26 protein-coding genes and 6 tRNA genes are annotated in these 25,933 nt (G+C 66.2%); 16 read left to right on the forward strand and 16 right to left on the reverse strand.

All coding sequences use genetic code 11. The annotated features are described in order from the left end of the window. Window positions 1–39 precede the first annotated feature (39 nt). Complete coding sequence (locus G7043_RS34800) at window positions 40–2,046, forward strand: beta-galactosidase (RefSeq protein WP_166052890.1); 2,007 nt, start codon at window positions 40–42, stop codon at window positions 2,044–2,046. Window positions 2,047–2,053: 7 nt separating this feature from the next. Here G7043_RS34800 and G7043_RS34805 read toward each other — a convergent pair whose 3' ends face one another. From G7043_RS34805 to G7043_RS34835, 7 genes are all read right to left on the reverse strand, one after another. Further along, window positions 2,054–3,037, reverse strand: coding sequence for an SGNH/GDSL hydrolase family protein (locus G7043_RS34805; RefSeq protein ID WP_166052891.1), 984 nt, complete (start codon window positions 3,035–3,037; stop codon window positions 2,054–2,056). Window positions 3,038–3,280: 243 nt separating this feature from the next. Next, on the reverse strand, window positions 3,281–3,664 hold the full coding sequence (locus tag G7043_RS34810; RefSeq protein ID WP_166052892.1) for a hypothetical protein: 384 nt from the start codon (window positions 3,662–3,664) through the stop codon (window positions 3,281–3,283). Window positions 3,665–3,850: 186 nt separating this feature from the next. Next, the gene (locus G7043_RS34815; protein WP_166052893.1) at window positions 3,851–7,435 is read right to left on the reverse strand and encodes a tetratricopeptide repeat protein; all 3,585 of its coding nucleotides are present in this window, start codon (window positions 7,433–7,435) and stop codon (window positions 3,851–3,853) included. 3 nt (window positions 7,436–7,438) lie between these two features. Further along, window positions 7,439–7,777, reverse strand: a complete 339-nt coding sequence (locus tag G7043_RS34820; RefSeq protein WP_166052894.1) for a hypothetical protein — start codon at window positions 7,775–7,777, stop codon at window positions 7,439–7,441. 90 nt (window positions 7,778–7,867) lie between these two features. After that, the gene (locus G7043_RS34825; protein ID WP_242642972.1) at window positions 7,868–8,185 is read right to left on the reverse strand and encodes an MmyB family transcriptional regulator; all 318 of its coding nucleotides are present in this window, start codon (window positions 8,183–8,185) and stop codon (window positions 7,868–7,870) included. 192 nt (window positions 8,186–8,377) lie between these two features. Continuing rightward, window positions 8,378–8,899, reverse strand: coding sequence for a DUF3291 domain-containing protein (locus G7043_RS34830; RefSeq protein ID WP_166052895.1), 522 nt, complete (start codon window positions 8,897–8,899; stop codon window positions 8,378–8,380). A gap of 33 nt (window positions 8,900–8,932) precedes the next feature. Next, a complete protein-coding gene (locus G7043_RS34835; RefSeq protein WP_166052896.1) occupies window positions 8,933–9,586 on the reverse strand; it encodes a helix-turn-helix transcriptional regulator in 654 nt (217 codons plus the stop codon). A 435-nt stretch (window positions 9,587–10,021) separates the two neighbouring features. Between G7043_RS34835 and G7043_RS34840 the strand changes: the two genes are divergently transcribed. The 3 genes from G7043_RS34840 to G7043_RS34850 are packed head-to-tail and all read left to right on the forward strand — an operon-like array spanning window position 10,022 to window position 11,173. Continuing rightward, window positions 10,022–10,573 carry an integrase core domain-containing protein gene (locus tag G7043_RS34840; RefSeq protein WP_207312099.1) on the forward strand — a complete coding sequence of 184 codons (552 nt, stop codon included), beginning with the start codon at window positions 10,022–10,024 and terminating at the stop codon, window positions 10,571–10,573. Between the two features lie 25 nt (window positions 10,574–10,598). Beyond that, window positions 10,599–10,760, forward strand: a complete 162-nt coding sequence (locus G7043_RS34845) for an SDR family oxidoreductase (protein ID WP_390828793.1) — start codon at window positions 10,599–10,601, stop codon at window positions 10,758–10,760. Between the two features lie 11 nt (window positions 10,761–10,771). Beyond that, entirely contained in the window at window positions 10,772–11,173 is a 402-nt protein-coding gene (locus G7043_RS34850) for an MmcQ/YjbR family DNA-binding protein (RefSeq protein WP_207312100.1), read from the forward strand. A gap of 4 nt (window positions 11,174–11,177) precedes the next feature. Here the strand turns inward: G7043_RS34850 and G7043_RS34855 are convergent, their stop codons facing one another. Further along, window positions 11,178–11,339 carry a hypothetical protein gene (locus G7043_RS34855; RefSeq protein WP_166052897.1) on the reverse strand — a complete coding sequence of 54 codons (162 nt, stop codon included), beginning with the start codon at window positions 11,337–11,339 and terminating at the stop codon, window positions 11,178–11,180. A 164-nt stretch (window positions 11,340–11,503) separates the two neighbouring features. On the opposite strand from G7043_RS34855, the gene G7043_RS34860 reads away from it, so the two are divergent. Then, window positions 11,504–11,689, forward strand: coding sequence for a tyrosine-type recombinase/integrase (locus tag G7043_RS34860; RefSeq protein ID WP_166052942.1), 186 nt, complete (start codon window positions 11,504–11,506; stop codon window positions 11,687–11,689). Between the two features lie 325 nt (window positions 11,690–12,014). On the opposite strand, the gene G7043_RS34865 is transcribed toward G7043_RS34860, so the two are convergent. The 3 genes from G7043_RS34865 to G7043_RS34875 form a co-directional block, all read right to left on the reverse strand. After that, the gene (locus tag G7043_RS34865; RefSeq protein WP_166052898.1) at window positions 12,015–13,520 is read right to left on the reverse strand and encodes a DNA sulfur modification protein DndB; all 1,506 of its coding nucleotides are present in this window, start codon (window positions 13,518–13,520) and stop codon (window positions 12,015–12,017) included. Further along, window positions 13,517–14,017 carry a hypothetical protein gene (locus G7043_RS34870; RefSeq protein WP_166052899.1) on the reverse strand — a complete coding sequence of 167 codons (501 nt, stop codon included), beginning with the start codon at window positions 14,015–14,017 and terminating at the stop codon, window positions 13,517–13,519. Before G7043_RS34870 ends, G7043_RS34865 begins: the two co-directional genes overlap by 4 nt. A gap of 229 nt (window positions 14,018–14,246) precedes the next feature. Next, complete coding sequence (locus G7043_RS34875) at window positions 14,247–15,527, reverse strand: IS256 family transposase (RefSeq protein WP_390828808.1); 1,281 nt, start codon at window positions 15,525–15,527, stop codon at window positions 14,247–14,249. 25 nt (window positions 15,528–15,552) lie between these two features. On the opposite strand from G7043_RS34875, the gene G7043_RS34880 reads away from it, so the two are divergent. After that, window positions 15,553–16,209: a site-specific integrase gene (locus G7043_RS34880; protein ID WP_166052900.1), complete on the forward strand. Its 657-nt coding sequence runs from the start codon at window positions 15,553–15,555 to the stop codon at window positions 16,207–16,209. Between the two features lie 120 nt (window positions 16,210–16,329). On the opposite strand, the gene G7043_RS34885 is transcribed toward G7043_RS34880, so the two are convergent. From G7043_RS34885 to G7043_RS34900, 4 genes are all read right to left on the reverse strand, one after another. Beyond that, a tRNA-Val gene (locus G7043_RS34885) sits at window positions 16,330–16,401 on the reverse strand. A gap of 56 nt (window positions 16,402–16,457) precedes the next feature. Further along, complete coding sequence (locus tag G7043_RS34890; protein WP_166052901.1) at window positions 16,458–16,880, reverse strand: TIGR02611 family protein; 423 nt, start codon at window positions 16,878–16,880, stop codon at window positions 16,458–16,460. Between the two features lie 22 nt (window positions 16,881–16,902). Continuing rightward, window positions 16,903–17,685, reverse strand: coding sequence for an anti-sigma factor (locus G7043_RS34895; protein WP_166052902.1), 783 nt, complete (start codon window positions 17,683–17,685; stop codon window positions 16,903–16,905). Continuing rightward, window positions 17,682–18,302 carry an RNA polymerase sigma factor gene (locus tag G7043_RS34900; protein ID WP_313888220.1) on the reverse strand — a complete coding sequence of 207 codons (621 nt, stop codon included), beginning with the start codon at window positions 18,300–18,302 and terminating at the stop codon, window positions 17,682–17,684. The genes G7043_RS34895 and G7043_RS34900 overlap by 4 nt, the downstream gene beginning before the upstream one ends. Before the next feature lie 256 nt (window positions 18,303–18,558). Here G7043_RS34900 and G7043_RS34905 point away from each other — a divergent pair, with 256 nt between their 5' ends. From G7043_RS34905 to G7043_RS34950, 10 genes are all read left to right on the forward strand, one after another. After that, the gene (locus G7043_RS34905; protein WP_030477975.1) at window positions 18,559–18,984 is read left to right on the forward strand and encodes an SsgA family sporulation/cell division regulator; all 426 of its coding nucleotides are present in this window, start codon (window positions 18,559–18,561) and stop codon (window positions 18,982–18,984) included. A gap of 107 nt (window positions 18,985–19,091) precedes the next feature. After that, window positions 19,092–19,164 (forward strand) — tRNA-Gly (locus tag G7043_RS34910). A gap of 42 nt (window positions 19,165–19,206) precedes the next feature. Then, a tRNA-Cys gene (locus G7043_RS34915) sits at window positions 19,207–19,278 on the forward strand. Between the two features lies 1 nt (window position 19,279). After that, window positions 19,280–19,351, forward strand: a tRNA-Val gene (locus tag G7043_RS34920). A 157-nt stretch (window positions 19,352–19,508) separates the two neighbouring features. Continuing rightward, window positions 19,509–19,581 (forward strand) — tRNA-Gly (locus G7043_RS34925). Between the two features lies 1 nt (window position 19,582). Beyond that, window positions 19,583–19,654: transfer RNA gene (locus G7043_RS34930), tRNA-Val, on the forward strand. Window positions 19,655–19,816: 162 nt separating this feature from the next. Next, window positions 19,817–20,407 carry a TIR domain-containing protein gene (locus tag G7043_RS34935; RefSeq protein WP_166052904.1) on the forward strand — a complete coding sequence of 197 codons (591 nt, stop codon included), beginning with the start codon at window positions 19,817–19,819 and terminating at the stop codon, window positions 20,405–20,407. A 2-nt stretch (window positions 20,408–20,409) separates the two neighbouring features. Next, window positions 20,410–22,026: a tyrosine-protein kinase family protein gene (locus G7043_RS34940; RefSeq protein WP_166052905.1), complete on the forward strand. Its 1,617-nt coding sequence runs from the start codon at window positions 20,410–20,412 to the stop codon at window positions 22,024–22,026. Window positions 22,027–22,039: 13 nt separating this feature from the next. After that, window positions 22,040–22,639, forward strand: coding sequence for a hypothetical protein (locus tag G7043_RS34945; protein WP_166052906.1), 600 nt, complete (start codon window positions 22,040–22,042; stop codon window positions 22,637–22,639). Further along, complete coding sequence (locus G7043_RS34950) at window positions 22,636–25,788, forward strand: ATP-binding protein (RefSeq protein WP_166052907.1); 3,153 nt, start codon at window positions 22,636–22,638, stop codon at window positions 25,786–25,788. Before G7043_RS34945 ends, G7043_RS34950 begins: the two co-directional genes overlap by 4 nt. 57 nt (window positions 25,789–25,845) lie before the next feature. Here G7043_RS34950 and G7043_RS34955 read toward each other — a convergent pair. Then, window positions 25,846–25,933, reverse strand: an 88-nt coding sequence (locus G7043_RS34955; protein ID WP_166044847.1) for an IS3 family transposase, incomplete at its 5' end; no start/stop codon positions are given.

The following is a 25,933-nucleotide window of genomic DNA, read 5'->3' on the forward strand; positions in this document are numbered from 1 at the left end:
AGCGTTCACTGTGCACGATCACAGAGATGGGGGCCGTGAATGAAGCGGCGGCACTGGCCCACTGGTTTGGACACGCTCGCGTACGGCGGTGACTACGCCCCCGAACAGTGGCCGAAGCCGCTTTGGCAGGAGGACGTGCGCCTCATGCGCGAGGCCGGCGTGACGATGGTCAGCGTCGGAATCTTCGCCTGGGCACTGCTGGAGCCCGAGCCCGGCCAGTACGACTTCGGCTGGCTCGACCACCTGTTGGACCTCTTGCACCACAACGAGATCCGGGTCGACCTCGCCACCCCGACGGTCGTGCCGCCCGCGTGGTTCTACGAGCGTCATCCCGAAGCGCTGCCGGTGAACCGCGAGGGCGTGCGGTACGCGTTCGGCAGCAGGGGCGCGATCTGTTACAGCTCGCCGGACTACCGGCGGGCCGCCGTCTCGATCACCGAGCAGCTGGGCCACCGCTACGGCGAACACCCCGCCGTGGCGCTGTGGCATGTCCACAACGAGTACGGCGCCCCCATCAGCGCGTGTTACTGCGACACCTCCGCCGCCGAGTTCCGCACCTGGCTGGCCGACCGCTACACCACGGTCAAGGAGCTCAACGAGGCTTGGGGCACCACGTTCTGGGGCCAGACCTACAACTCCTGGGACCAGGTGCGGCCGCCGCGCCTCACCCCCACGGTGGGCAACCCGACCCAGCAACTGGACTGGGCCCGCTTCACCAGCGACGCCCTGCTGGCGAGCTACCAGCGGGAACGCGACGTGCTGCACGCCCTGTCGCCGGGCATCCCGGTGACCACGAACTTCCACGCGGCACTGACCCAGTGCGACTCGCTGGACTACTGGGCCTGGGCGAAGGAGGTCGACCTCGTCACCAACGACCACTACCTGCCCGCCGACGGCGACCGCAAGCACGTCAACCTCGCGATGACCGCCGACCTCACGCGCTCGCTGGCCGGCGGCCGGCCGTGGCTGCTGCTCGAACACTCCACCAGCGCGGTGTCCTGGCAGCCCCGCAACATCGCCAAACGGCCGGGAGAGATGGCGCGCAACAGCTTCGCGCACGTCGCGCGCGGTTCGGACGGTGCCATGTTCTTCCAGTGGCGCGCTTCCCGGTTCGGTGCCGAGAAGTTCCACTCGGCGATGCTTCCCCAGGCCGGCACCGAGAGCAGGATCTGGCGCGAGGTCGTGCGGCTCGGCCACGACCTCGGCGCGCTCGCTCCCGTCCGCGGCAGCCGCGTGGTGTCGGACGTGGCGATGCTGTGGGACTGGCAGTCCTGGTGGGCCCAACGGCTCGAATGGCGGCCGAGCGTCGACCTCGACGCCCGCGAGCGAGCAGAAGCCTGGTACGCCGCGGCGTACGACCGGCACCTCACGGTGGACTTCGCCCACCCGGAAGCAGACCTCGGCGACTATCCGCTGGTCGTCGTGCCGGCGTTGTATCTGATGACGGACGCCGCAGGGGCCAACCTCCGCCGCTACGTGCAGGACGGCGGCACCGTGGTCGTGTCCTGCTTCTCCGGAATCGTGGACGAACGCGACACCATCCACCCCGGCCCTCATCCCGGAGCGCTGCGTGACGTGCTGGGCCTGACGGTCGAGGAGTTCACCCCGCTGCCCGCCGGCCACCAGGTGCGCCTGGACAACGACACGGCGGGCAACGTGTGGTCCGAAGTCGTGACCCTTCGCGGCGCGGAGCAGGTGTGGTCCTATGTGGACGGACCAGTGGCTGGCCTTCCCGCCGTCACCCGGCACACCTACGGGTCCGGCAGTGCCTGGTACGTCTCCACATGTCTGACCGCGGCCGGCCTCGATGCCGTGCTGCGCGCCGCGATCGCACCCACCACGCTCACCCCGCGCGAGCTGCCCCGCGACGTCGAGGTGGTCGAACGCGCCGGAACGGAGGGGCGGTACCTGTTCGCGATCAACCACACCGGTGACGACGCCGAGGTCCCGATCGGGCCGGGCGCGGAGCTGCTCACGGGTGATGACGTCAGCGGCAGCCTGCACGTGCCCGCGGGTGAAGTCCGCGTCGTCTTCCGACCGTGGTGAGCGTCCCTCAGATCCGTGCGGAGATGATCGGGGCGAGCCGATCGGCGATCTTGGCCTGGCCCTGGTCGTTGGGGTGGCCATCACCGTCGACGTAGTCCGCGTCCGCGGTGAGCCAGCCCTCGGTGTTGACGAAGTACACGCGGCTGTCGCCCGCGTTGTTGCGAGCCGTGACGGCGGCCTTGGTCTCCGGCACGTACCGGCGCTTGAGCGTCTCGAACGCGAAGATGGCCGCGTTCGGGTACTTGGCGCGGATGTCGCTCAGGAACTGCGTGTAGGTGGACTGGAACGTGCTCGCCGCGACCCCGCGCCCGGCGTCGTTCGTGCCCAGGTTCACCACCACGGCAGCGGCTTGGTACCGGCTGAAGTCCCACGAGGTGGTGCCGGTGCTGGCCAGGCGGAAGAACTGGGTGCTCTGTCCGACGCAGCCGTCCTTCGCGACCAGGCAGTAGCCGGCACGGGCGACGATCGTGCGCGGCAGCCCGAGCTTCTGGCCGACCAGCCAGCCGTACGAGGACAACGCGAGCTTCGAGTCGAGGTATCCCGCGGTGATCGAGTCGCCGACGAACTCCAGCACCTTCGGCGAGACGTTCGGATTCGTCGTCCGCGCACCGGAATCCAGCACGAGCCCGCCGAACACGGTGTCACCGGAACGGAACGCGATGCGCAGCCGGTGCGTGCCTGATGCCAGCGGAGTCGGCGTGAGGTTGACCGTGCCGCGCACGCCCTGGTGGAACACGTCGGCACCACCGTCGATGCTCACGTAGATGTTGACCGCGTCCCGCAGCTTCACCCGGACCGTGGTGCCGGTGAACGACGTCTGGACGTACGCACCGGCCCAGTTGGGCACCCGCAACGAGCCGTCCGCGTGCCATCGGCCCGCGTAGTGGAGGTTGGGATCCGTCACGCCGACGTCCGTCGCCGCCACGGCCTGCGGCGCGACGAGCGCAGCCGACACCGTCGCGACCAGTGCGACAACCAGACTTTTCAGCATGAGTTTCCTTCGGGCAGAAGGGGACACGAGGCCGGCCGACGCCGGACAACGGTTAGTCACGATGAACCGTTTCAATTGGTGGCGCAAGGGTCAACTCTGGCTCAACCTGGTGAGGTAATCGCTTTCCGGATGAGCCGACGATGAGCTGCCGCCGACCCGGCGCAGGCCTTCTTGAAACGATTCAAGCAGCTCGGGGGCCGTGGCCCGCGCGTCGTGCCCTGCGGAAGAGTCCTTTTGGGATGATCAATCTGCTGCCGCGAGAAGTTCGGTCGCAGGCGAACGCCGCGGCAGTCGAATCGACGCGACGTTCGACAGGTTCACGTCGAGCGCGGCAACAGGTAGCCGTGACCCCCGCCGGGCAACGGCTGGACCGGCCAGTCGTTGAGGGCGGCGACGGTGTTGGTGTCGGGACCGCCCGCGCGCCGGCGGGCGGGCAGGATCGTCAGCGTGCCGGTCGGTGTGGAAGCCCGCGGCGACGTCCGGTGCGCTGTCGGGCACGAACAGGTCGGTGTCGTGGCCGCGGCCGCCCAGCACGAGGTGGGCCTCGTCCGACGTGCCCATCGCCGTTTCGGAGCGGTCGACCAAGTTGCCGGAGTGGTCGACGGCGTCGATCGCGCTGGTCGTCACGGGACGACGGGAGGATGCCCTGGCAGCTGCGAGGGAAGCCGTCACCATCGTGCGCGTGATCGAGGAGAGGTACCCGCCGACCATGCTTGAGTCCGCCGTGAGCTCGACGGCAAAGGTGTGAGAGGCGGCTGGGGCGCCTGTCTTCTGAGTTCGGTGCACACCAACACTTTGCTCACCAGCACCAGCTCACTCCCGGCGAAGGCACCTGACCACCTCGGCCCCGACCGCCTTCACCACGTCGGGAAGCAACTCACCGACTTCTGCCACCAGCCGGTTCCACGTCGGGCCTTCGCCAAGCCGCAACGCCTCCGCCACCACAGGGTGTGCTCGCGCCACGTTCCCGTCGCGCAGCAACGTCGCCGCGATCTGCAGCAGCGCATCCGTCCGGAAGGAAGTGTTGGTGGAGAGCATCGCCGCGAGTTCGAGCGCACCGTCGAGATCGCCGGCCTTCATCATCGCCGTCACGACCGGTCGAGCTAGATCGTTCTGCACGAGGTAGTCGAACCTGGTCGCGTCATGGCGAATTCGGGCACGGACTCGATCGACGAGGTGTCGTGCCTCGCTGAGATCGAGCAATGCCAGCACACCTGCCGTCAGCGACGCGAGGTAGACGCTGTCGGGCTGCGGGTCCGGAGTCGCGTCGAGATACGCGAGCACCTCTTGGACGATCTCGTTCGCGCGACGGGTGTCGCCCGTCGCCACGAACGGTTCGACGAGGGACGCACGCTGGTGCAGCCGTTTTACGGGTTCATCGGCTGGTTGGGCGTCGGCGGCCTGAACGAGTTCGGCCGCGAGGGCGTGCTCGCCTGTGACGAGCATGGCCTCGTACAACGGCCGCCAAGCCGACATCTCGTGCTTCAGGACGAATTTCAGGGCGCGCTCTGGTTGGTGGAGACGCAACATCGCTATTGCGAGTGCTGGGCAAGCACTGCGATTCAGCCAGTTCTCACCGACCAGAGTCTCCGCTTCGTTCAGCAACCAGTGCGCCTGTTCGAGTCGTCCGGCCGACGCCATCGCTTCGGCGGCCCAGGCGAGGACTTGTGCCTTGGAGCCGCCGAACTCGGTCTTGGCAGCGAGTTCGAACAGCCGGTCCGGTGCATCCGCCTCCGCCACTCCAGTGACGACTTCGGCATGGAGCAGTTGTGCTCGGTCCCGAGGTGCAGGCAGGAAGTCTGCGATGGTGTGGGCACTGTCGATGTCACCGATGGCGCGCAAGGTCTCGGCGAGGGCCAGGTACGGGCCGGACTGCTCCTCCAGCATCTGCTGACCGAGTACCGCTGTTTCCGCCTGCCGGAGCAGCTGCGCGGCACGATCCATCTCTCCTGCCGCGACCAGCGCCTCGGCCACCGCGGTCAGTGCCTCGGCTTGGGAGCGGACGGGGGCGATGGATCGCGCGGCCGACTCGGCTTCGTCGAGGTCTCCGGTGCTGCAGAGGATCTCCACCGCCGCCACGCTCATGATGCTGCCGTCGATCTCGCCGAAGCCGAGCCCGACCTCGTCCTGGTACCGGGCGATGGCTCGTGCTTGATCGAGATCGCCGTTGCGAGCCGCGGTCATCCCGACCTCGAACCACATGTCGAGCAGCTTGGACCGCCGGCCCCACCGTGCGATGACATCGGCCGCGGCGTCGTAGTCACGGCGGCGTGCATGGGCGAGCGCCACGTATGCCGCGCACGTGGACCGGGAAAACCCGCTGTCGACGTGGGTGATGAACCACTCCGCCCGGAGCAGCAGTCCGGCATCGGCCAGTACCCGCACTCCGGTCTCGAAGGTCCAGGGTGAGTAGTCGCCGGGGTGGGCGGCCATGGGCAGCACAGCCTTCCTGGCGAACGAGCGAGCACGGTGATGCGCCCCGAGCCCGTTGAGGCATCGGACCACGGCCAGCGCCCCATTGGCGCGCCACCAGTCGGTGCTCTCGGACAGGACCAGGGAGCGAGCGCGCGCGGCGAGCCGACGTGCCCGGCGGCGTCCCCCGGTCACGGTGAGCACCGCGGCGATCTTCGCGAGCTCGCCGCCGTGTTCCGCCGGGCTCCGACACTCGTCGAAGGGGAGTGACTCGACGTGCCGCACCAGCGATCGCGCGGCGGAGCCTGCCAGTTCGCCCGCGGCGTCCAGCAGCGCCTCACGCATTCCACCCGGCCGCTCGACCATGTGGCCCACCTCGGCGGCACGGTCCATCTCGCCCGCCTTGGCCAGCACCTTCACCACCGACATCAGGTAACCGTCCCGGTCGTACGACACGGCCTCCGCGTGCGCGTCTGCCACCAGGTGGTCGACGGCTTCGTGGGCGTACTCGCGATGACCACCCGTGAACAGCGCGTCGGCGACCTTCAGCACCGCGTCGTTCCACATGCCCGGCACACCGATCGATCGCGCCAGCGAGAGCGCCCGGCCGGGGAAGCCCAGCGCCACCCACACCGCGGGCAGTTCGAGAGGAAGGCCGATCCACCGCGAGAGGAGGTGATCACGGCGCACGGTCAACCTCGCCATCGTGGCCAGGTCGGGGGGCAGCTGATCGCCGAGCACGTCGAGCAGGGCGGTGATCTCCTCCGCCGCGTGCACGTCACCGCCCGACATGTCCAGCATGCGGTCGTGGCGGTCGCGGTCCACGCTGAGCGCCACGGCCCGCGCGAGTTCACCGGTCGCGAGCAGCATCGGGTGATATCCGCGCAGGAGGTACTCGGGCGTACCGGTGGGCCACCGTCGATCGCGGTAGCCGTCAGCCCACTCGTGCACCCGGTCCCGGTACCCCGCCAAGCGTTCCCCACCGAGGGCGGCGAGGACGTTCACGTGCAGTTCCTCGTGGCCCAACAGGTAGACGTCCGGGAACTCACCCGGCCGGAACCGGCTGTCTCGCCTGGTGAAGCTGCGGCCGGCAACCGTCCGCAGCTGGTCGCTGACCTGCTTGTGGGTGCGGCCGGTGAGCTCGGCGAGATCGTCGCCGGTCAGGCCACCACCGGCGGCGACCAGCAGACCGAGGAGGTCCTGTTCGACGGACGTGCCGTGCAGGAGGCGCTCGAGTTCCCGTTCCATGTCACCGCGCGCGACCTGAGCGGCGGCCGAGGCGGACAGGGGACGTACGACGGCCGATGCGCGCAGCGGGTGGTGTTCGGGCACATCGCCGGGAACGGGAGGGTTCGGGCGACCGGACACGACCACGCGCATGCCCGCGGGAGGGCCCATCGGCAGCAGCGCCGCGATGCTGCGGTCCTCTCCGGCATCGGCGTCGGCGCACTGGTCCTCGTCCAGGCCGTCGACCAGGAGCACGAGCGTCTCGCCCGCCGCCTGGCAGGCGTGGGCCGCGGTGTCGAGAAGCCCGAGCAGGCGGGTGACGCGGGTCGCGTCGGTGACGGCGACCGGCCCGCCGACCAGCGCCTGCAGCTGCTCCAGGACGTTGTCGACGAACGCCATGCGGTCGTTCTGGCCGGCCAGCCGCGCCGTGACGAAGAACGAGATGATCCGCACGCCGGGAGGTGGGTTGAGCGCGAACCACGAGAACAGCGCGGTCTTGCCGGACCACGCGGGCGCCCGCCACCAACGGTAGCCGCCCGCGAAGGCCGGGTCGGCGCAGAACGAGGCCAGCTCGGCGAGCTCCTCGTCACGCCCCACCAGCTCACGCGGCGCGATGCGGCGGACCTGGTGCAAGTACCCGCTGCGCACCGGGCTCCCCGGCGACAGGTACACGTCGCCGATGTGGACGCCGGTGTTGGCATACCCTCCGGGTCCCGCGACCGCGTCGCCCGTGTCCGAGGCCTCGATGCGCCGAGCCATGCGTCAGTCGAGGCGGACGCCGCTGTTTGCGTCACCGTCGTCGGCGACCGCATCACCGGTGTCCTCGACGCGCACGGGACCGGACGTCTTGCCACGCACACCGCTGTTGGCGGAGCCACCACCACGGGCCTCCGCCCGGCCAGTGCGCCGCACGGTGACCTGACCCGATCCCGAGGTCCGCAACGCGGCCCAGACCGCCACACCGACAGCCGCGACCGCACCCAGTGCCGACGCGAAGGCCGCGACCTTGTTCGCGTCGTCCCACCGGGCGATCGCGAACCAGCCGGCCAGGCCCGCGACCACCAGACATGTCAGGAGCAGCACCGCACGTCCCGTGTTCACTCGATCACGATCCCACACGCGACCGGGACGGTTCGCCCGATCGCCGAGTTCACGCTCGTGCCGGCACGCAGGACACGGCTGAGTCTCTGGTTACAGCAGCTTCGCCAGGGCGTCGGCTGAGGGACCGCTGGCTTCCGGCTGGTAGACGATGATCACCTGGTCCTCGGCTCCGGCGATGGTGAGGGTCTGGCGGCGAAGGGTGAGCCGGCCCGCGTCGGGGTGGTCGAACCGCTTGATCTCGTCGCGGGTCGGGCGTACGTCGTGCCGGTCCCACAGCGCGCGGAACTCGTCGTGGGACTGCAGTTCCGCCACGAGCACCTCGCCCCTGGCCTCGCTGGGCTGGTGGGGCTCGGCCGGCGGGGCGGCGAGGGTGCGCAGGTGGGTCGCGGCGTCCGAGTCGGGGCGCAACCGAGTTGATGCCCGTCGACGTAACAGTTCCGGATCAGTCGGCGCTTTCGTCGTTGTGGCAACGGTTGTTGCAGCACGACCATCCTGATGAGACGGTCACGGTGGTTGGGGTGTCGCTGTACGAGTGTGTTGACGGGCTGGAGAAGTTGATCGTTCAGCCTGACCTCGAGGTCGTGCATCGGACGGTGTTGGTCACCCGGCGGAGCTCAGTCGGCGGTCTGGGCCTTGATCGTGTCCGTCGGTGGTGACGACGCCGAGGCCCGCGTCCTCGGGCGTGTACATGTCCCTGAACCCGAAGGCGCTGGGCGACGGGCCGTGCGCGCGCAAATGTTGCAGCCGCTCGACCGCCTCCTCGACGGTGGGTACGTGGCCGGCGGGGATCCACCACATCACCTGGAACGCCGTCTTCGGCAGCTCGAACCACTCGGCGCGGCGCCGGAGGACGTCCAGGTGGCCGCTGCGGTAGACGTAGTCCCACAGGCTGTCGCGACTCTCCCAGACCGACATGTTCACGATGACGTCCGCGCCGAGGGGGGTCTGGATCGCGGTGGCGTCGTTGCTCCCGTCGCCGACCAGCCGCCACACGAACCCAGGCGCCCGGTCGGCGACATCGTTCAAGGTGTCCAGCATCGACGTGAAGCCGTGCGTGCGCGGGTCGTCCAGCGGATGTATCAGGGTGCCCACGTTGAGCTGGGCGAGGTGGTGTCCGGCCATGCAGCCCACCTCACCATCCTCAATCCCTCTATGTCAATCACCATTATTTTTAGAATTCTCGACGGTGACGCAGCACATCCCGGGCTGCGGATCCATGCGGGCCCGCAGCCCTTCGGTGTCCTCGAGGAGGCCTTCCAGCAGCGCCAGGTTCATGCCGCAGATCAGCGCGGGATGCCGCTCCGAAAGGACGTGGAACGGGCAGTTGACCAGGCGAAGGAGGGCACCGTCCGTGCGCGGCTCGTAGCCACGCACGGCCAGAACGGCCCGCACCGCGTCGAGGTCCTCGATCGGTCCGGCGGCGACCCGCGCGGCCCGGCCTTCCCGCGCGGCAGCGGCCCGCAGCTCGACATCCAGCCGGGCGCCGTCCGCCACCTCGGCCAGCAGGTCGGCGGCGGTGCGGTAGTCCCGGGCGGGGACCGAGACGTGGTGTTCGGCGCCGGACCGGCGGTAGAGCTTGGCCGGCCGCCCGGCGCCTGGGCCCGAACGCCCGGTGAGTCGCCGGCTCTCGGTGGCTAGCAGCCCGGCGTCGACGAGCTTGTCGAGGTGGAACGCGGCGAGCGTGCGGCTGATCCCGGCGCCCTCGGCCGCCTCGTTCCGGCTCACCTCGTGGTCCTGGGCGACCACGTACTCGTACAGCTGCCGCCGGACGGGGTCCTGCAGCACGACGATCGCCTCGATGTCCTCCATCCCACCATTCTAAGAACAACACAGGTTTTCGTTAGAATCCGTGGTGACGCGCCACGCGGAGCTGCTCCCAGTCTGCTCCCACTTCGTGCTCCCAAGGCTCATCAGTTCTGTCGCGTCTGAGGTCGGCGGGGACGCTCGGTGGCATCAAGTTGCGTTGCCGGATGCGCACACGGTGGTGCTACGACTGCTGTGCCTCATCTTCGTCCGACTTGCTGACTGGCCGGTTCTGCTCGGCCGTTCCTCGGTGGCCAAGGACGTGGAGTTGCTGGGGCTGCGGCACAGGTCGCTGTGTTGCGCCGTGCTCATCCCCGACGAATCTGCGGCAGCCTGATGTGCAGGTCAGACCGTTGGGCGGCGTTGTGGTACCCCACACCCTCGCCGATCCGGAATACCGACACGTCGTGGCGGCGGTTCCTGCGTGCTCAAGCGGCGAGCATGCTGGCATGCGACTTCTTCCATGTGGATTGCGTGGTCACCCTGAAACGGGTGTACGTGTTCTTCGTGATGGAGGTCGGCACCCGCTACGTCCACATCCTCGGCACCACCACCAATCCTGACGGGCACTGGACCACCCAGCAGGCTCGCAACCTCCTGATGAGCCTCGGCGCCAGGGCCAGTGACTTTCGATTCCTAGTTCGTGACAGGGCCGGTCAGTTCACCGCGTCGTTCGATTCCGTTCTCGCGGACGTCGGCACCGACGTCGTGAAGATCCCGCCGCACTGTCCGCGGGCGAACAGCTACGCCGAACGTTTTGTCGGCACCGTCAGACGCGAGCTCACCGACCGACTGCTCATCATCAACGAGCATCACCTCAAGTCAGTGCTGAACCGCTACGTGTCCCACTACAACCACCGGCGGCCACATCAAGCGCGACACCACACTCCACCGCGACCCGATCGCCCGATCGCGGTGCCCGGCCGTAGGTCCGTACGTCGCCGACAAGTACTCGGCGGCTTGATCAACGAGTATGAACCTGCGGCCGCCTGATAGACCAGGTCAGACCCACCGGACCGTGTTTTGGCACCCCGCACCCGGCGTCATCGCGCACTACAACACCTCGAGTCCGCTCGGCAGGATGGCCGAACCGCGCGAGGTGGCGGCCTGGCTGCTCAGCGACAGGGCATCGATGGTGCGCGGGGCGCTCGTGCTCGTGGACAGGGGAGCGGGCGCGTAGCGTTGTGCGCCGTGAACGATCGTGCGGACGTGCCGGACCGGGTCTTGGACGAGGTACGGGCCATTTGCGCCGCGCTGCCGGAGGCCACCGAGCAAGCGGCGTGGGTGGGCATGCGGTGGAGCATCCGCAACCGCAGCTTCGTGCACGTCTTCACGGCGCATCCCGGTGAGACCGGGGCGTACAGCCGGGCCGCCGAACTCACCGAACCAACAGTGATCATGACGTTCCGCGCCCAGCCCGAGGAGTTCGACGCCCTGGCCGGAGCCGGGGAGCCGTTCTTCCGGGCGGCGTGGGGCAAGGACGTGGTCGGGCTGAAGGTGCGGCCGGACGTGGACTGGGACGAGGTGCGGGAGTTGCTGACTGAGAGCTACCGCGTGCTGGCGCCGGCGAAGCTCGTGAAGCTGCTCGGTTGAGCGGTCAGGGCTCGCGGGTGCTGGGGACGGCGGTCCACGTCCGCTCGTGGCGATTGGCGGTGATTTCGGCGAATGCCTGGTTCGCGGCGGCGGCGGACGGTTGCTTGCGCGGGTGGTTCCTGGTCAGCAGGGCGGACATCGCGGAGGCGAGCGACTTGAACGCCACGTATTCCTTGGATCTGTCGGACGTCCAGAGAATGGTCAGGCTGTAGGTCCGTTCGTCGTCGGCGAGTACTCGGCGGCTTGATCAACGAATACGAAACCGCGGCGGCCTAAGGCGCAGGTCAGACCGCTAAGCCTAGTTTTTGGCACCCCACAGGCGTTCCCAAAATCACGGTTCACGACGGCCGGCGGAGTTGTGCCTCGTTGCTCGCGGAACTGAATGTGCACCCTCGGGTGATCATGCGCATCCTGCGGCACGCGAATATGAAGGTCACGATGGAGATCTACACCGAGGTCTCGGACGAGGAGACGCTGAAGGCTCTCCGGCAGCTCAGCGAAAGCCTCGACATTTGAGGTGCTGCTGTACTCCGCTGCTTGCAGCAACGCCAGAGGCCCGGAACCGTGAATGGCTCCGGGCCTCTGACCTGCAATGGGCGATACTGGGATCGAACCAGTGACCTCTTCGGTGTGAACGGCACCGGCTACGTCCGTGGTGGACGACCGAGTCTCAGTTGTCGCTCTCTGAACTGCGGGTTTGTACCGAGAAGTCTCGGCGCGTCTCGATGGTTCGTCGTAGTGGAGCGCCGTCCCGGCTACAGATCCGGGTACAAGCCGTCGGCAGCCAGCAGACCGGGTTCCCTGCTGATTGGTCCACCCTGTGCCGCCGCCATAGGATTCCCTACTTGAGAGGTTCGGACTCGTGCTCGGTGAGTTCCTCCCAAGTGTCCGAAAGGATCTTGTTTTCGACCTGGCTGATGTGTGCTGGTGTGTTGGATGCTGCTGCAGCCACGACGACTTCTCCCGTGGTCTTCAGCTTCGCTACCTTCTTCGTGCCGTTCTTCTCCTGAAGGAAGCCCGTAATCCGGATCCAATGCTTGCGGTCGCGCCGCCAATCGATCTCAGCCAAGCGGTGCTTGAACTCCTTGAGCGTAACCTTTGGTTTGGGCTCTTCAAGGCTGGACACAGCTTCGGTGAACCTCTTCTCGAGGTCCTCGACGGTATCGTGATCCGTCGTCTGCTCCTGGCCCATGACCTCCATAATTGGCCCGAGCTTGTCGCGGCGTACCTGGTTGTAGGCGAGTGCGAGTGCCTTGAGAGCGAACGCCCAGCCGTGGACGTACAGACGTCGGTAGGTGTCAGCCTGCTTGGTGTCACGCCATACGTCGCCAAAAAGGTCGTCCAGCATCTGGAGAAACTCACGACAGTAGGGCAGGACGATCGGCACGTGGTGGTGCTTGAGGTGCTCGCGTTTGCGATTGCCGTGCGAGATCACGTTAAGGAGCATCTGTTCGAGTGTTGAAGCGTCAACGATGTTCTGGACCGCGGTGAGCGTTGCTCCAGTGCTGCGGCCGTCTGCCACTCGATCTTCGAAGACGGTTCCCTTGATGGCTTGGTTGCGGAGTCTGGAGAGCGCAGACGAGGTGTCGTAGGTAGCAACAAGATTCGCGTTCTTCTTGGTACCGCGGCCGTTGCGGTCAGCAAAGCTCTGCGCGGCAGCGTCAACGCTGACATTAAGCTCGATCTCGAGCGAGACGAAGAACGAATCGAGAGCGCCGCTCTTTATCGCGATTCCGCTCTGCGCAGCCTCGAAGAGGGCGGCTGTCTGTGTCTGGCCGTCGGCCTGCATGACGGGTCGTTTCGGTAGCCAGATTTCCCCGTACAAGACAGCCGGGTTTGCTTCATCGAAGGCTACGAAGATGGGTTGAGGATCCTCTTCGAACTCTTCGACGGACTGCCAGCCGGTCACGGTTGGCAGGTAGGCGGTACGTTCGCCCTGAACCGCTTCGAGGATGTACCGACGGAAGTCAGTGCGGTTCGTTGCCTTGGCGCCTTTGAAGTCACTTTGGGTCTTCTCATGTGCGGACTTCATGCCGATGGCCTCGTAGTCGACCGTTCGCGGTGGATCGGACGGGTTGTACTTCACGATGTCGGTGAACTGGCGCAGGCTGGGATGCAATGAGACGCATATGCGCCGACCCTTTTCTGAGCCCTTCAGGCAGAGCATGCCGCGCATAACGTGCCGTTTTTCGGTTTCATGCTGAAATCGATACCGGCGGTTCTCGAAGTTCTCGCGCTCATCGTCATTCGAGTTGACGCGAAGGATGCGCATGCCGCTGAAGCTCTGGTCCTCAGGGATCTCGTCGGTGTTGATCAACTTCTGCTGTGCAATAAAAGGGGTGCTCACTTCGGGTACTCCTGTCGCTTGGCTGGCTGATGGTTAACGTCTAGCGAGAACGAGTGTGAGGTGAAGCTGGGAATTACAGGGATGGCAACGGGCGAATGATTGGTTGGAATGCGCCCTGCGAGCGCGAGAACTCGTGGCAGAGTGACCAACTCGATGTTGAGGTTTAATCGCTCAACGGTGTCAACGAGTTCTGGCAGGAAATCAAAGGCGGCTATGACGCCGCGGATGAGTGGATCGTATCCTTCTGCACGCCGCGCCATCGCCACGTAAACCAAGATCTGCCCGAGGGCCTCGTAGCTTGCGTGGATCTTGAACTCCCACAAGCGGACCGTGTTGGTGCGATCGATGGTCCGCATGTCTGCGCGAACGGTCGTACCCGCGTAGCTGTTCTCGCGCGCAACCAGCCTCTCGTTAGGGCGATGCCGCTCGAGTTCGGCGGCGTAGTAGTCGCGAATCCGGCACTCGTGCTCGTAGCTGTGCTGACCTGCGTTCTTCACCCTGTCGTCTCTCGTCGAGGTTGGCAACGATAGTGGAGATGCTATCACTACTCTCTGCTTCTAGCCAACTCATCTCCGAGATGCCAGTCCAGTTGGTGGAGATCGATCGATGGAGACGGAGATGATCTGCGTAATGAGCTGGGGCGATGTCACTTCAACCAGGTGGATGGCCGTGGTCGTCGCCGAACGGGGTGTGTCAAACGAGCGGTGTAACTCGGGTTGAAGGAAACTACTTGCGTCCGGCGGCCAGGCGGCCGTCGAAGGCGATCTCGAACGCGTTCAGCGCGGGTTTCCACCGCATCGTCCAGCGTGCTCGGCCGGTGCCGGTCGGGTCCAGGCTCATGATGGCCATGTAGACGCACTTGAGCGCGGCCTGCTCGTTGGGGAAGTGCCCGCGTGCCTTGACAGCGCGGCGGATGCGGGCGTTGACGCTCTCGATCGCGTTGGTCGAGCAGATCACCCGCCGGATCTCCGGGTCGAACGCCAGAAACGGCACGAACTCCGCCCAGGCGTTGTCCCACAACCGCACGATCGCCGGATACCGGCCGCCCCAGGCCTCGGCGAACTCGCCGAACCGTTCACGCGCGGCGGCCTCGGTCGGCGCGGTGTAGACCGGCTTGAGCGCCTTGTCGATCGCGGCCCAGTGCTGACGACCCGCGTAACGGAAACTGTTGCGCAGCAAGTGAACCACGCAAGTCTGGGTGATCGTCTGCGGCCAGACGGTGGTGATCGCGTCCGGCAGGCCGGCAAGTCCGTCGCAGACCACCATGAGCACGTCGGCCACGCCCCGGTTCTTGAGCTCGGTCAGCACATGCAGCCAATATTTGGCGCCCTCGCCGCCGTCGCCGGCCCACAACCCGAGGATGTCGCGCCGTCCTTCGCAGGTGACCGCGAGCGCGACGTAGATCGGCCGGTTGGCGACCTGCCCGTCGCGGATCTTGACGTGGATAGCGTCGATGAAGATCACCGGATACACCGCGTCCAGCGGCCGGTTCTGCCATTCGACCATGCCCTCGATCACCTTGTCGGTGATCGTGGAGATGGTCTGCCGCGACACCTCCGCGCCATAGACCTCCGCCAGATGAGCGGAGATCTCCCCGGTCGTCAAACCCTTGGCGGCCAACGAGATCACCATCTCGTCCACGCCACCCAGACGCCTCTGACGCTTCGCGACGATCTTGGGCTCGAAGCTCGCGTCGCGGTCACGCGGCACATCGATCTCGACCGGGCCGACATCGGTGAGCACGGTCTTGGACCGGACGCCGTTACGCGAGTTACCGGTCCCGCGGCCGGCTGGGTCGTGCTTGTCATAGCCGAGATGGTCGGTGATCTCGCCCTCGAGCGCGGACTCCAGCACCAGCTTGGTCAGCTGCTGCAGCATCCCGCCCTCACCAGTCAGCTTCAGCCCGCTGGCCTTCGCGCTGCTCAGCAGCTGCGCGACGAGCTGCTCATCCAGGCCATCCAGGCCAGTCGCGGGCTTCGAGTCCTCGGCGTTCTGCACGCCGGACATCATGTCGGTCATCAGGTGCACTTCCATGATCGGGAGTTACACCGCTCGTTTTACAGGCCCCACGTGGGAGCCCGAACAGCTGACGAGGTTCCTGGAGGTGGCTCGACCGGAACGGCTGTATGCGCTGTGGGTGCTCGTCTCCGCCACTGGGATGCGGCGCTCCGAACTGTGCGGGCTGACCTTCGCCTCACTTGACCTCGATGCCGCAGTAGTTCGGATGAAGGCGACGCGTGTCGTCGCGGGAGGCTCGGTCAGGAGCGGAACCGGGAAGAGCACGAAGAGCCGCCGACAGATAGCGCTCGACAAATTCACCGTGGCGGTGCTGCGCCGGCACCTTGCACAGGTGGAGGAGGAGAAGGAAGCGTTCGGCAACGGCTATCAGGACCACGGTCTGGTCTTCTGCTGGGAGGACGGCCGTCGGATTTACCCGGACACGATCACCGAACAGTTCAACCGGCTCGTGGACCGCGCCAAGGTGCCGCTTATTCGACTGCACGACGTTCGGCACACCTACGCCACGATCTCACTGCGGTCCGGTGTGCACCCCAAGATCGTGAGCAGTCGGCTTGGGCACGCGACGGTCGCGTTCACCCTCGACACCTACACCGAGGACATCCCGGACCTCGATGCAGGAGCGGCGGAGAGCATCAGTGGTCTATTCCTGCCGAGGGAGATCGACTGACGTTGTAGAGCCCGTTTGTGTACAGATTTGTGTCCCGCAGGCCAGTGCGGGGAGTTGTTGGCGTGCGCCGAAAGCCAGAAGGCCCCTCATCTGTGCAGATGAGGGGCCTTCTGGCTGTAATGGGCGATACTGGGATCGAACCAGTGACCTCTTCGGTGTGAACGAAGCGCTCTCCCGCTGAGCTAAACGCCCGTGTTCTGTTGTGTTGCTGTCCCGCTCTCGCGGTGTGGCCATAGCCTACAACATCATCAACGAGAACCAAAAATCGGGCTCTGCAACCAGCTCCACTCGACGCCGAACCAGCCGCCGACCAGCGCGAACACGTTGAGGAAGTAGCAGGTTGCCAGGACGATGGCGCAGACGCCGGCCATCACCAGGCCGCGGACCCAGCTCGGCTGGCGCTTGAGCCAGGCCACCCAGCGGTCGTAGTAGCGCTTGGCGAACTTGAGGACTCGGCCCGCCCACTCGAACTCCGTCGCGAGGATCGCCAGGCCCGCGAAGACCACCAGCCAGCCCGGGCCGGGGTACGGGATCATGATGACGCCCGCGACCAGCACCAGGCCGCCGATCACGCCTACGCCGATGCGGTAGGCCAGGTTCAGCGCCGGGTTGCGGTGGAACCAGTGGCGCCAGCCCTTGTGCTCGTCGGGCTTCACGTCCGGCTTCGTCATGTGTCGATCATCCTGTTGGGACTCAGGCGGGTGCAACCTGGCCTCCTGCCAGCACCTCCGAGGGTTTCGGCGGGGCTTGGCGGCCTGGTTCGAGCGACACCGCGAACGTCGTGTGCTCGTGCGCGCCGGCGGACCAGTTCAGCAGTTGTGGGTCGGTCGAGCCCGCGCGTACGTCGAACAGCGCCAACGGTACCGGCGCTTTCGTACTTGCACCCCAAACTACGTAAACGTGATCTGAGTCGTTCGGTTTCAGGTTCATCGGCATCACCGCGCCGGAGGTGGGGTTCGAGAACACCACGGCGACTTCTTCGCCGGAACCGTTGCGCAGCACCGCCCTGTTCGTGGCCGGGTCGGCGGCCAGGGACAGGGCCTTGTTCAGGTCGTTCGTGCGGGCCTCGGAGGCCGCTACCTCGCCGGACAGCTGGTTCACGCGCACGCCCAGGTAGCCGCCGCCTGCCAGGACCGCGGCGGCTGCCGCGGCGGCCAGCAGGACGCGGCCGGTGCGGCGGCGGTGTTGCGGGCGCAGGGGAGTGGGGGCGGCGTGGCGCGGGATGTGCGGGGCCGGCGTCTCCTGCGGGATGTGTTCGATCTGTTCCATCAGCCTCGCGCGCAGGCGGGGCGGTGGCTGCTCCTGGCGGACTGCGCCGCCGATGCCCGCGAGGACCTCCTGCGTCGACCGCACCGTGTGCTGGCACGTGGCGCAGGTCGGCACGTGGTCACGGGCCAGTGATTCCTCGTCCGGCTCCAAGGAGTGCATCGCCCAGCCGACGGCGAGCTCCTCGTGAGGGCACAACTCGCCGTTCACCGGTGAACTCCTGTCGTCTCGCCGGTCTCGCCGGCCCACAAGTTCCCCAACGTGCCTCTGAGACGTCTTATCGCGGCGAACGTGCGCGATTTCACAGTCCCCAATGGCACGCCTGTCAGCTTCGCCACTTCGCACTGCGTGTAGCCGCCGAGATAGGCCAGTGCGATGACTTGGCGCTGTTCTTCCGGCAACGTTCGCAATGCCGCTCTGACCTCGGCGCTCACCACGCTGACCAACGCTGCGTGGTCGGAGCCCTCGGCCGGTGGTGACACATCGTCGGTGAGGGGAACAGTACGACGACGCTGAGTGTTCTCCTTACGTACGGCGTCCACCGCGCGGTGGTGCACCAAAGTCATCAACCAGGTGCCGAAACTTCCGCGGGTGGGGTCGAACCTGGCGGGGTGCCGCCAGAGCGCGAGGAAGGCTTCCTGGACGACGTCCTCGGCTAGTTCGGGGTCTACGCAGATGCGTCTGGCCAGCGAATATGCTGGGGTGCCGTACCTGTCGTACAGCTCACCGAACGCCGACCGGTCGCCCTGTGCGAGCCTTTGCACGAGGTCGGAATCGGTCGGCCGGCCGTCGCGTGACGCAACGGGTGGACCGGGCGAGTCAGCCACCAGAGATGTCCTCACGTCCAACATTCGCGCAACAGCCGGTACCGGGTTCAGGTTAGACCCAGCAAGATGGGAGTCGCTGAACGCGGGCTAACGGGTGAGGAGGACACGGAGCGCGTGCAGACCGTCGCGTTACGCAGTGAGGCTGACCCGATGGGGTGATCTGCGCCCGTTTCGCGAGCGTTCCTCGCCACATGCACGTCACAACTAAGGTGCTCGGTCGTTTCATTGACCGGGAAGGGAGAAGAGGGTAACGACGATGCGCAACGATCACGTGACGCTCCGCTCGACAGCGGTCTTCGACCTGCTGGCACCGAGGACCCCCGCGGTCCCGGTTCAAGTGGAGCTGCGATACGACACGAAAGACCCGTACGCGGTCGTCGCCGCGTTCCGCACCGGCCGAGCCGGTTGGGTCGAGTGGGTGTACGCCCGCGACCTGCTCGCAGACGGTCTCATCGCCGACGCCGGCGATGGTGACGTTCGGATTCGCCCCGCCGCCGACGATCCCGAGGTCGTCGTGATCGAGCTGAGCTCGCCTTCCGGGCACGCCATGTTCGAGGCGTCCGCCCAGGAACTCGCAGACTTCCTCGACCGGACCTACGACGTCGTCGTGCCGGGCAACGAGCACCTCTGGGTCAACGTCGACGAGGCGCTCACGCACCTCATCTCGAACGACCTGAGCTGAACAACCCGAGGTAGGGGGCCCGCGAAGGTGGTGCGGGCACCCCCGGTGAAACCCGCTTGAACCCCTCGTATAAGCTTCGTTTCAACATCATGAAGTCAGTGATGTACGCGGATGTAGCGCAGTTGGTAGCGCATCACCTTGCCAAGGTGAGGGTCGCGAGTTCGAGTCTCGTCATCCGCTCTGTGGGTCCTCAGTGGATAGCTGCTGTGGACTCATGCTCCTGGCGGAGTGGCCGAGTGGCTTAGGCAAGGGCCTGCAAAGCCCTGTACACGGGTTCGATTCCCGTCTCCGCCTCGGACGATTAGCTCAGCGGGAGAGCACTACCTTGACACGGTAGGGGTCACAGGTTCAATCCCTGTATCGTCCATTCGGATCACCAGTGGGGCCAGGTGCACGTCGCGCCTGGCCCCACTGCTGTCTCAGGGCGCTGATGGTGGTGCGGGCGGCCTCAAGATCAGCCGATTTGGAACTTCGGGGGACCGTCGGATAAAGTTCCTCTCGCGCCAAGGGAAACCCTGGGGCACGCGGATGTAGCGCAGTTGGTAGCGCATCACCTTGCCAAGGTGAGGGTCGCGAGTTCGAGTCTCGTCATCCGCTCGGACGATTAGCTCAGCGGGAGAGCACTACCTTGACACGGTAGGGGTCACAGGTTCAATCCCTGTATCGTCCACTCTTCAGAGAAGCCCTCGATCTACCAAGATCGAGGGCTTCTTGCTGTTCGTGGCACAGTCCAGCGCGCACCCAGTTTTTGTCCAATTATTGGTCGGAACGGCCGAAAATGCCCACTTTTTTGTCTTTTATCGCGGGATAGGCGCATCTACTGTTGGTCGCTGTGTCCGGCTACAAGTACGACTTCTTCATCAGCTACTGCCGATACGGCAGCGTGCAGAGATGGTTGCTGAACCACTTTCTGGACAAGCTCAAGGAATGTCTGGCCGATCAATACGCACCGACTCCCACGGTGTACGTCGACCGCACGATGGAGCGCGGCGTGCACTGGCCGTCGAACCTGCAGGACGCCCTGCGGCACAGCAAGATCATGATCCAGCTCCTGACCCCGCAGTACTACACCTCGCGCTGGTGCATGGCTGAGCAGAAGAGCATGCGGGCCAGGGAGGACAGGCTAGGGCTCGCCAGCTCGGAAATCTCGCAAGGGCTGATCTACCCCATCCTCTATTCCGACTCGGAGAACTTTCCGATCGAGGAGAAGGAACGCTCGTGGGTGGATTTGAAGGACGTGGCCCACCCGGATCCGGTGTACCAGCAGAGCAGGAAATACCTCCGATTCCACACCAAGGTGAACGATCTTGCGGCCGACCTCGTCAGGTTGGCCAAGCAGGCACCTCCGTGGCAGTCGGATTGGCCTGACGTCGATCCACCGGAACCTCCGCTCATGCCACCACCGCAGATACCGAGGTTCTGACCATGGCTGGGACCGTCATCACCTTCTACTCGTACAAGGGCGGCGTCGGACGCAGTTTCACGATGGCCAGCATCGCGGTGCTGCTCGCCAGGTGGGGTTATCGGGTGCTCACGATCGACTGGGATCTGGAAGCTCCTGGCCTGCACCATTACTTCGCGCCGGTCATGTCGGAGACGCCGGAGGGCGGCGTGATCGATCTCGCGCACGATTTTCTCGCTGGAGCGAAGAGACCCACCCCGCACGTCCTAAAGGTCGGCGTCGAGGGCAACGGATCGCTCGCGTTGCTGGCCGCGGGGAAGATGGACCGCTCCTACATGGGCCGGATGCAGTCGATCGACTGGGAGAGCCTGTACGCGCAGGGGTTCGCGACCTTTCTCGAGACGTGCCGCGAGATCTGGACCGCCGACCACGACTTCGTGCTGATCGACAGCAGGACCGGTATCTCCGACATCGCGAGCATCTGCACCGCTCATTTACCGGACCGTCTGGTCGTCGTCTTCACCGCCAACGATCAGAACCTCGACGAGGTCGTCGACATCGCCAGGCGCGCCGACGACGCGAGAGACCGGATGCCCTACGACCGGCCTCGGCACACCGTGCTCCCCGTGTTGTCGCGACTGGACAACCGGGTGGAGTACGAACGCGCGGACATGTGGCAGCGCAAGTGCGCCGCCGTGGTCGCTCCGCTCTTCGAGAACTGGCTCGTCAAGAGCGTCCCCGAGGACCTGATGCTGCGGCATCTCACGGTGCCGTACGTCTCCTACTGGAGTTTCGGCGAGCAACTGCCGGTGCTGGACGAACTCGTCCCTTCCCCCGACCAGATCTCGTACGCGCTGGAAACCATCGCCGCGGTGATCGCGCAGGGATTCGACCGGACCGACGTGCTGGAGGACAACCGCGACGCCTATGTCGCGGCCGCTCGCAACCACCACCGGGACTTCGACCTCGACCTGCTGGTGTCCAGTCCCCGGACCCTGTTGAAAGCCACCGAGACGCTCATCGCCGAACTGAACGCGCTCGGCCTGCGAGCAGAGCGTTCGGTGTCGGGTGACCCGGAAATCCTGGAGCAGGCCGGCGAACCGGCGAAGCACCTGTGCCTCCTGGTGGACGGACGGGCCAGCCGGTGGCAGATCACCGAAGCCGAGCGCTTCCTGCGGCACGCGATCGGTCCGGAAGGCGATCAACGCCAGTTGTTCTGCGTGCTGTCGAAGAACAGCGAACGGGACCAGCTCCCGGGCTTCCTGCGCAATCTCCGGCACCTGGAACTCGGCTCGCAGCCGGAGCTGGTCGCGCGGCAGCTTCACGCCCTCACCCAGGGGGTCCCCGAACACGAACCGAACCACGAGGCGCTGGCGACGGCCGCCGCCGCGTTGCGCGGGCTTCCGGACGAGATGCCCTACGCCGGACGGTTCGCGCTCGTCCAGGAAACCGTGCACGGCATGACGACAGCGCTCGACGGCGGCGACGTGGAGCTGCTGCTCGATCACTCGGCCGACCTCGCGCTCATCAGCAAGGCACATGGCAACGGCGCGCAGTCCGTGATGCCTCCTGAACTGCGAGCTGCGGTGGATGACCTGCTCGCCCGGATCGATCGACGACTCAACGCGTTCACCGACTGAGAGAGGCGGCGTGATGCCGGAGAAGTTTGGTGCTCCAGAACGTGCGGTGCTGATGGTCCTGATGCTGGCGAACCGCACGATGCCCAACACGGAACTGAACGACCAGGCCAGGCTCACGAAGCCTGGTCGAATCAAGCTGAACAAGGCCGGTTTGGTCAAGACGGACGAAACCGTGAAGCCGATGGTTCACGAGATCACCAATGAAGGCATCGCGTGGTGTCTGCAAGATCTCGTCAGGGGCGAGCTGCCGCCACGATCGACCTCGCACGCGAAGGCCACGTTCGGCCTGCTGAAGAAGTTCATCCTGCACCACGAAGCGCGCGGCACCCTGATCGAGGTGATCAGGTCTCGGGACCTCGAGTCGTTGATCCGAAGTGTCTACGAGGACCTCGCCGTCGAACCGCAGGACTGGATCCGGCTCGCGCGCATTCGGCCGCGGCTCAACGGTGCGCAGAAGGACGAGGTCGATGAGGCGCTGGTGAAGATGATGAAGACCGGGACCGTCCACCTGGCGCCGGAGTCCAACACCAAGGTGCTCACCTCCGAAGACCACGCCGCGGCGCTTCGGGTCGGCAGCGAGGATCTGCACCTCGTGGCGATGGAGGAGTCATGACCGCGCAGCTGCGGGAGGCGCTGGCGGCGTTGCGCTTCAACTCCGCCGAGACACCGGACGACGTCTGGCGCAGGTCGCCGTCCCATGTGGACGGTTTGCACACGAGGGCGGAGCACCGCATCAGGACGGCCATCGCGGACGCCAGGGACAGCACCGGCTCCAACCCCATCGGGCTCGTGTTGCAGGGGCGCAAAGGCGTGGGCAAGACCCATCTGCTCGGCACGGTGCGCAGCATGGTGCAGGAGGCCGGTGGCTACTTCTTCCTGATCGAGGTCTCCACGGCGGCGGTGTTCTGGGAGGACGTCGCGGACGCCATGCGCAGCGAGTTGCTCAGGACCGATGACGGTGGCGAACTCCAGCTCCTGGTTCTGCTGCGGCAGTTGTGCCGTGGTGCCGACGTGTCCGAAGAAGTCGCTCGGGCGATCGTGAAGGAAGCGCCGCTGAAGCCCGAACATCTGAACGCGCTCATCAGTGGACTGTGGAAGGTCGACGCGCGGATCGCGAGCGAGTGCGAAGACGTCATCCGTGCGCTGGTGCTCTACGCGTCCAAGCACACCGCCGTTGGGCGCACCTATCTTGAAGGGCTCGACGACACGGAGGGCGATCGCGGTACCTGGGGACTGTCGGCCAGGGCCAAGTCCGCCCAGCACATAGTGCGGGACATCTCCCGTGTGCTCGCGATGACCGGCCCGTGCGTGATCGCGATCGACCAGCTGGACACCGTGGTCAACAAGAGCCAGGAGGCCATCGAGGACGAGATCAGTCCCGAGGCGGCGCGGGAGATCGCGCTCATCTCGGACGGGTTGATGCAGCTACGCGAAATCACGCGGCGGACGTTGACCATCGTTGCCTGCTTGCCGACCACGTGGAAGAAGCTGCGCCAGGTCGCGAGTGACACGGTCGGCGATCGGTTCACGACGACTCCGATTCTCGGCGCCATCGTGGAGCCGGCGATCGCCAGGACGTTGGTGGAGAAGTGGCTGGGGGTGATCTACCAGAGCCACGGGATCACGCCTCCTCATCCGACCTGGCCGGTGGCGCCGGAGGCGTTCGGTGACGGATGGCAGGCGGAGACTCCGCGCACTCTGCTCAAGCGGGTTCACTCGCACGCGGAGACCTGCCTGCACGGTGAAATCCGCGAGCTGCGCTCGTTCCAGGAGAAGTCCGAGGAGATGTCCGAGCCGGTCGCACCCACGCCAGTTGCCGCGACAGGGCCGGAGCCGGACTACCTCGTCGAGCTCGACGCGAAGTTCGCCCGGTTGCGGACGAAAGCCGCGCTGGCCGCCGCGGACGTCAAGCCGCACAACGAGGACGACGTGATGCCCGCGTTGTTGCTGGCCGGGTTGAGGTCGTGGGTCACCGAGATCGGCAACGACGACCTCGCGTGGCATCCCGAGCCCCAGTCCGAGGACAACAGCCTGCACGCGAGTCTGCGGCACACCGTGGACGAGGAACGCGATGTGGAAGAGCGCTGGGTCTTCCGGCTCATCGCGAGCAGCCACGGCAACCGGGTGCTGCGCAGATTGAGGGACGCGCGGGCGGCGGCGGAGGACGGACGTGGCCGGCACCTGGTGTTGATTCGCAACGGCTCCAAGGGCTGGACCGGTGCGAAGACCAAGGGTGAGGTCGCGGAGTTCGAGAAGCGCGGCGGCAAGAGCATCGACGTGTCGGACGACGACCTGCGCACGTTCATCGCGCTCAAGGAGATGTGGTCGTCGCAGTCGCACCAGCTGCTCGCCTGGCTGGTGGCGCGGAAACCGGCCAGCAGCAACACCTTCCTGCAGGCGATCCTGCCGGACCCGGCGGGAAGCGGTGGCAGGAGCGGGCACCAGGAGACCAGGCCTCCGCCCAAGGCGGCACCGAAGCCCCAGCCGCGTGCGTTGAAGCCGCAGTCGGCACCGAAGCCACAGGCGCGGCAGCCGGTCGAGAGTGACGACGCGATCGTGCTCGGGATGGACGGGGAGATCCGGATCGAGCTGGAGTCGTTGCGCAAGCACGCGATCGTGTTCGCGGGGTCCGGGAGCGGGAAGACGGTGTTGTTGCGCCGGATCGTCGAGGAGTGTGCGTTGCGCGGGGTTTCGGCGATCGTGCTGGATCCCAACAACGACCTGGCGCGGCTTGGTGATGCCTGGCCCGAGGCGCCGGGGGAGTGGCTGCCGGGGGACGAGGCCAAGGCTGCCGAGTACATCGCGGGCACCGAGGTCGTGGTGTGGACGCCGGGGCGGGCCAGCGGTCGGCCGTTGGTGTTTCATCCGTTGCCCGACTTTGCCGAGGTCCGGGGGGACGAGGACGAGTTCGCGGCGGCGGTCGAGGCTGCGGTGGCGCGGTTGGTGCCGCATGCGCGGATTGCCAACGAGACCAAGTTCGCTGTTCGAGGGCGCGCTGTGTTGAAGGAGGCGCTCAAGCGGTATGCGCGGGAGGATCGGCGGGATTTGAACGGGTTCGTGGACCTGCTGGCGGAGTTGCCGGAGGGTGTCAGCAAGTTGAACTCGGCGGCGGCCACGGCTGCTGATCTCGCGGAGACGCTCAGGGCCGCGATGGTGAACGATCCGTTGCTCGGTGGGCTTGGGGAACCCACGGATCCCGGGGTGTTGCTCACGCCGGCCGAGGGCAGGCGGGCGCGGGTTTCGGTGATCAGTTTTGTCGGGTTGCCTTCCGAGGAACAGCGGCAGGGGTTCATCAGCCAGTTGCAGCTGGAGGTGTTCGCCTGGATCAAGCGGAATCCGGCGGTGGATCGGCCGCTCGGTGGGTTGATGGTGATGGACGAGGCGCAGACGATCGCGCCTTCGAGTGGGGGCACGGCGAGTTTGCAGACCACGATCTTGCTGGCCTCGCAGGCTCGCAAGTACGGGCTCGGGTTGGTGCTCGCCACGCAGGCGCCCAAAGGGGTGCACAACCAGGTGACCGGGAACGCCACCACGCAGTTCTTCGGGCGGTTGAACAGTCCCGCGCAGATCGCCGCGGCCACGGACATGGCGCGGGCCAAGGGGAGTTCGGTCGCGGACATCTCGCGGTTGGAGCGCGGGCAGTTCTACGTCACCGGCGACACGTTCGGGTTTCGGCGGATGCGGGCGCCGTTGTGCCTCAGTCATCATCCGCCCAGTCCGCTGCGGCTCGAGGAAGTGGTCGAGCGGGCCAGGAAGCAGTGAGAAAGGGCGGTGTCCCCGGTGAACTGGTCCCCGGAAGTTGGACTGGCTAGCTGAAGGTTAGGCCGCGAGGGCCTGGGCTCGGTATTCGACCGGGCTCAGGCCCTTGAGCGTGGTCGAGATACGGGTGGTGTTGTACCAGTCGATG

This window comes from Lentzea alba, assembly GCF_011067745.1.
Lineage (GTDB): Bacteria > Actinomycetota > Actinomycetes > Mycobacteriales > Pseudonocardiaceae > Lentzea > Lentzea alba.

Coding starts and splice junctions, on each gene's coding strand:
- G7043_RS34800 (WP_166052890.1), top strand. CDS start 40: ATGAAGCGGCGGCACTGGCCCACTGGTTTGGACACGCTCGCGTACGGC.
- G7043_RS34805 (WP_166052891.1), bottom strand. CDS start 3,037: ATGCTGAAAAGTCTGGTTGTCGCACTGGTCGCGACGGTGTCGGCTGCG.
- G7043_RS34815 (WP_166052893.1), bottom strand. CDS start 7,435: ATGGCTCGGCGCATCGAGGCCTCGGACACGGGCGACGCGGTCGCGGGA.
- G7043_RS34830 (WP_166052895.1), bottom strand. CDS start 8,899: ATGGCCGGACACCACCTCGCCCAGCTCAACGTGGGCACCCTGATACAT.
- G7043_RS34835 (WP_166052896.1), bottom strand. CDS start 9,586: ATGGAGGACATCGAGGCGATCGTCGTGCTGCAGGACCCCGTCCGGCGG.
- G7043_RS34840 (WP_207312099.1), top strand. CDS start 10,022: ATGCTGGCATGCGACTTCTTCCATGTGGATTGCGTGGTCACCCTGAAA.
- G7043_RS34875 (WP_390828808.1), bottom strand. CDS start 15,527: ATGTCCGGCGTGCAGAACGCCGAGGACTCGAAGCCCGCGACTGGCCTG.
- G7043_RS34880 (WP_166052900.1), top strand. CDS start 15,553: ATGATCGGGAGTTACACCGCTCGTTTTACAGGCCCCACGTGGGAGCCC.
- G7043_RS34890 (WP_166052901.1), bottom strand. CDS start 16,880: ATGACGAAGCCGGACGTGAAGCCCGACGAGCACAAGGGCTGGCGCCAC.
- G7043_RS34905 (WP_030477975.1), top strand. CDS start 18,559: ATGCGCAACGATCACGTGACGCTCCGCTCGACAGCGGTCTTCGACCTG.
- G7043_RS34940 (WP_166052905.1), top strand. CDS start 20,410: ATGGCTGGGACCGTCATCACCTTCTACTCGTACAAGGGCGGCGTCGGA.
- G7043_RS34945 (WP_166052906.1), top strand. CDS start 22,040: ATGCCGGAGAAGTTTGGTGCTCCAGAACGTGCGGTGCTGATGGTCCTG.
- G7043_RS34950 (WP_166052907.1), top strand. CDS start 22,636: ATGACCGCGCAGCTGCGGGAGGCGCTGGCGGCGTTGCGCTTCAACTCC.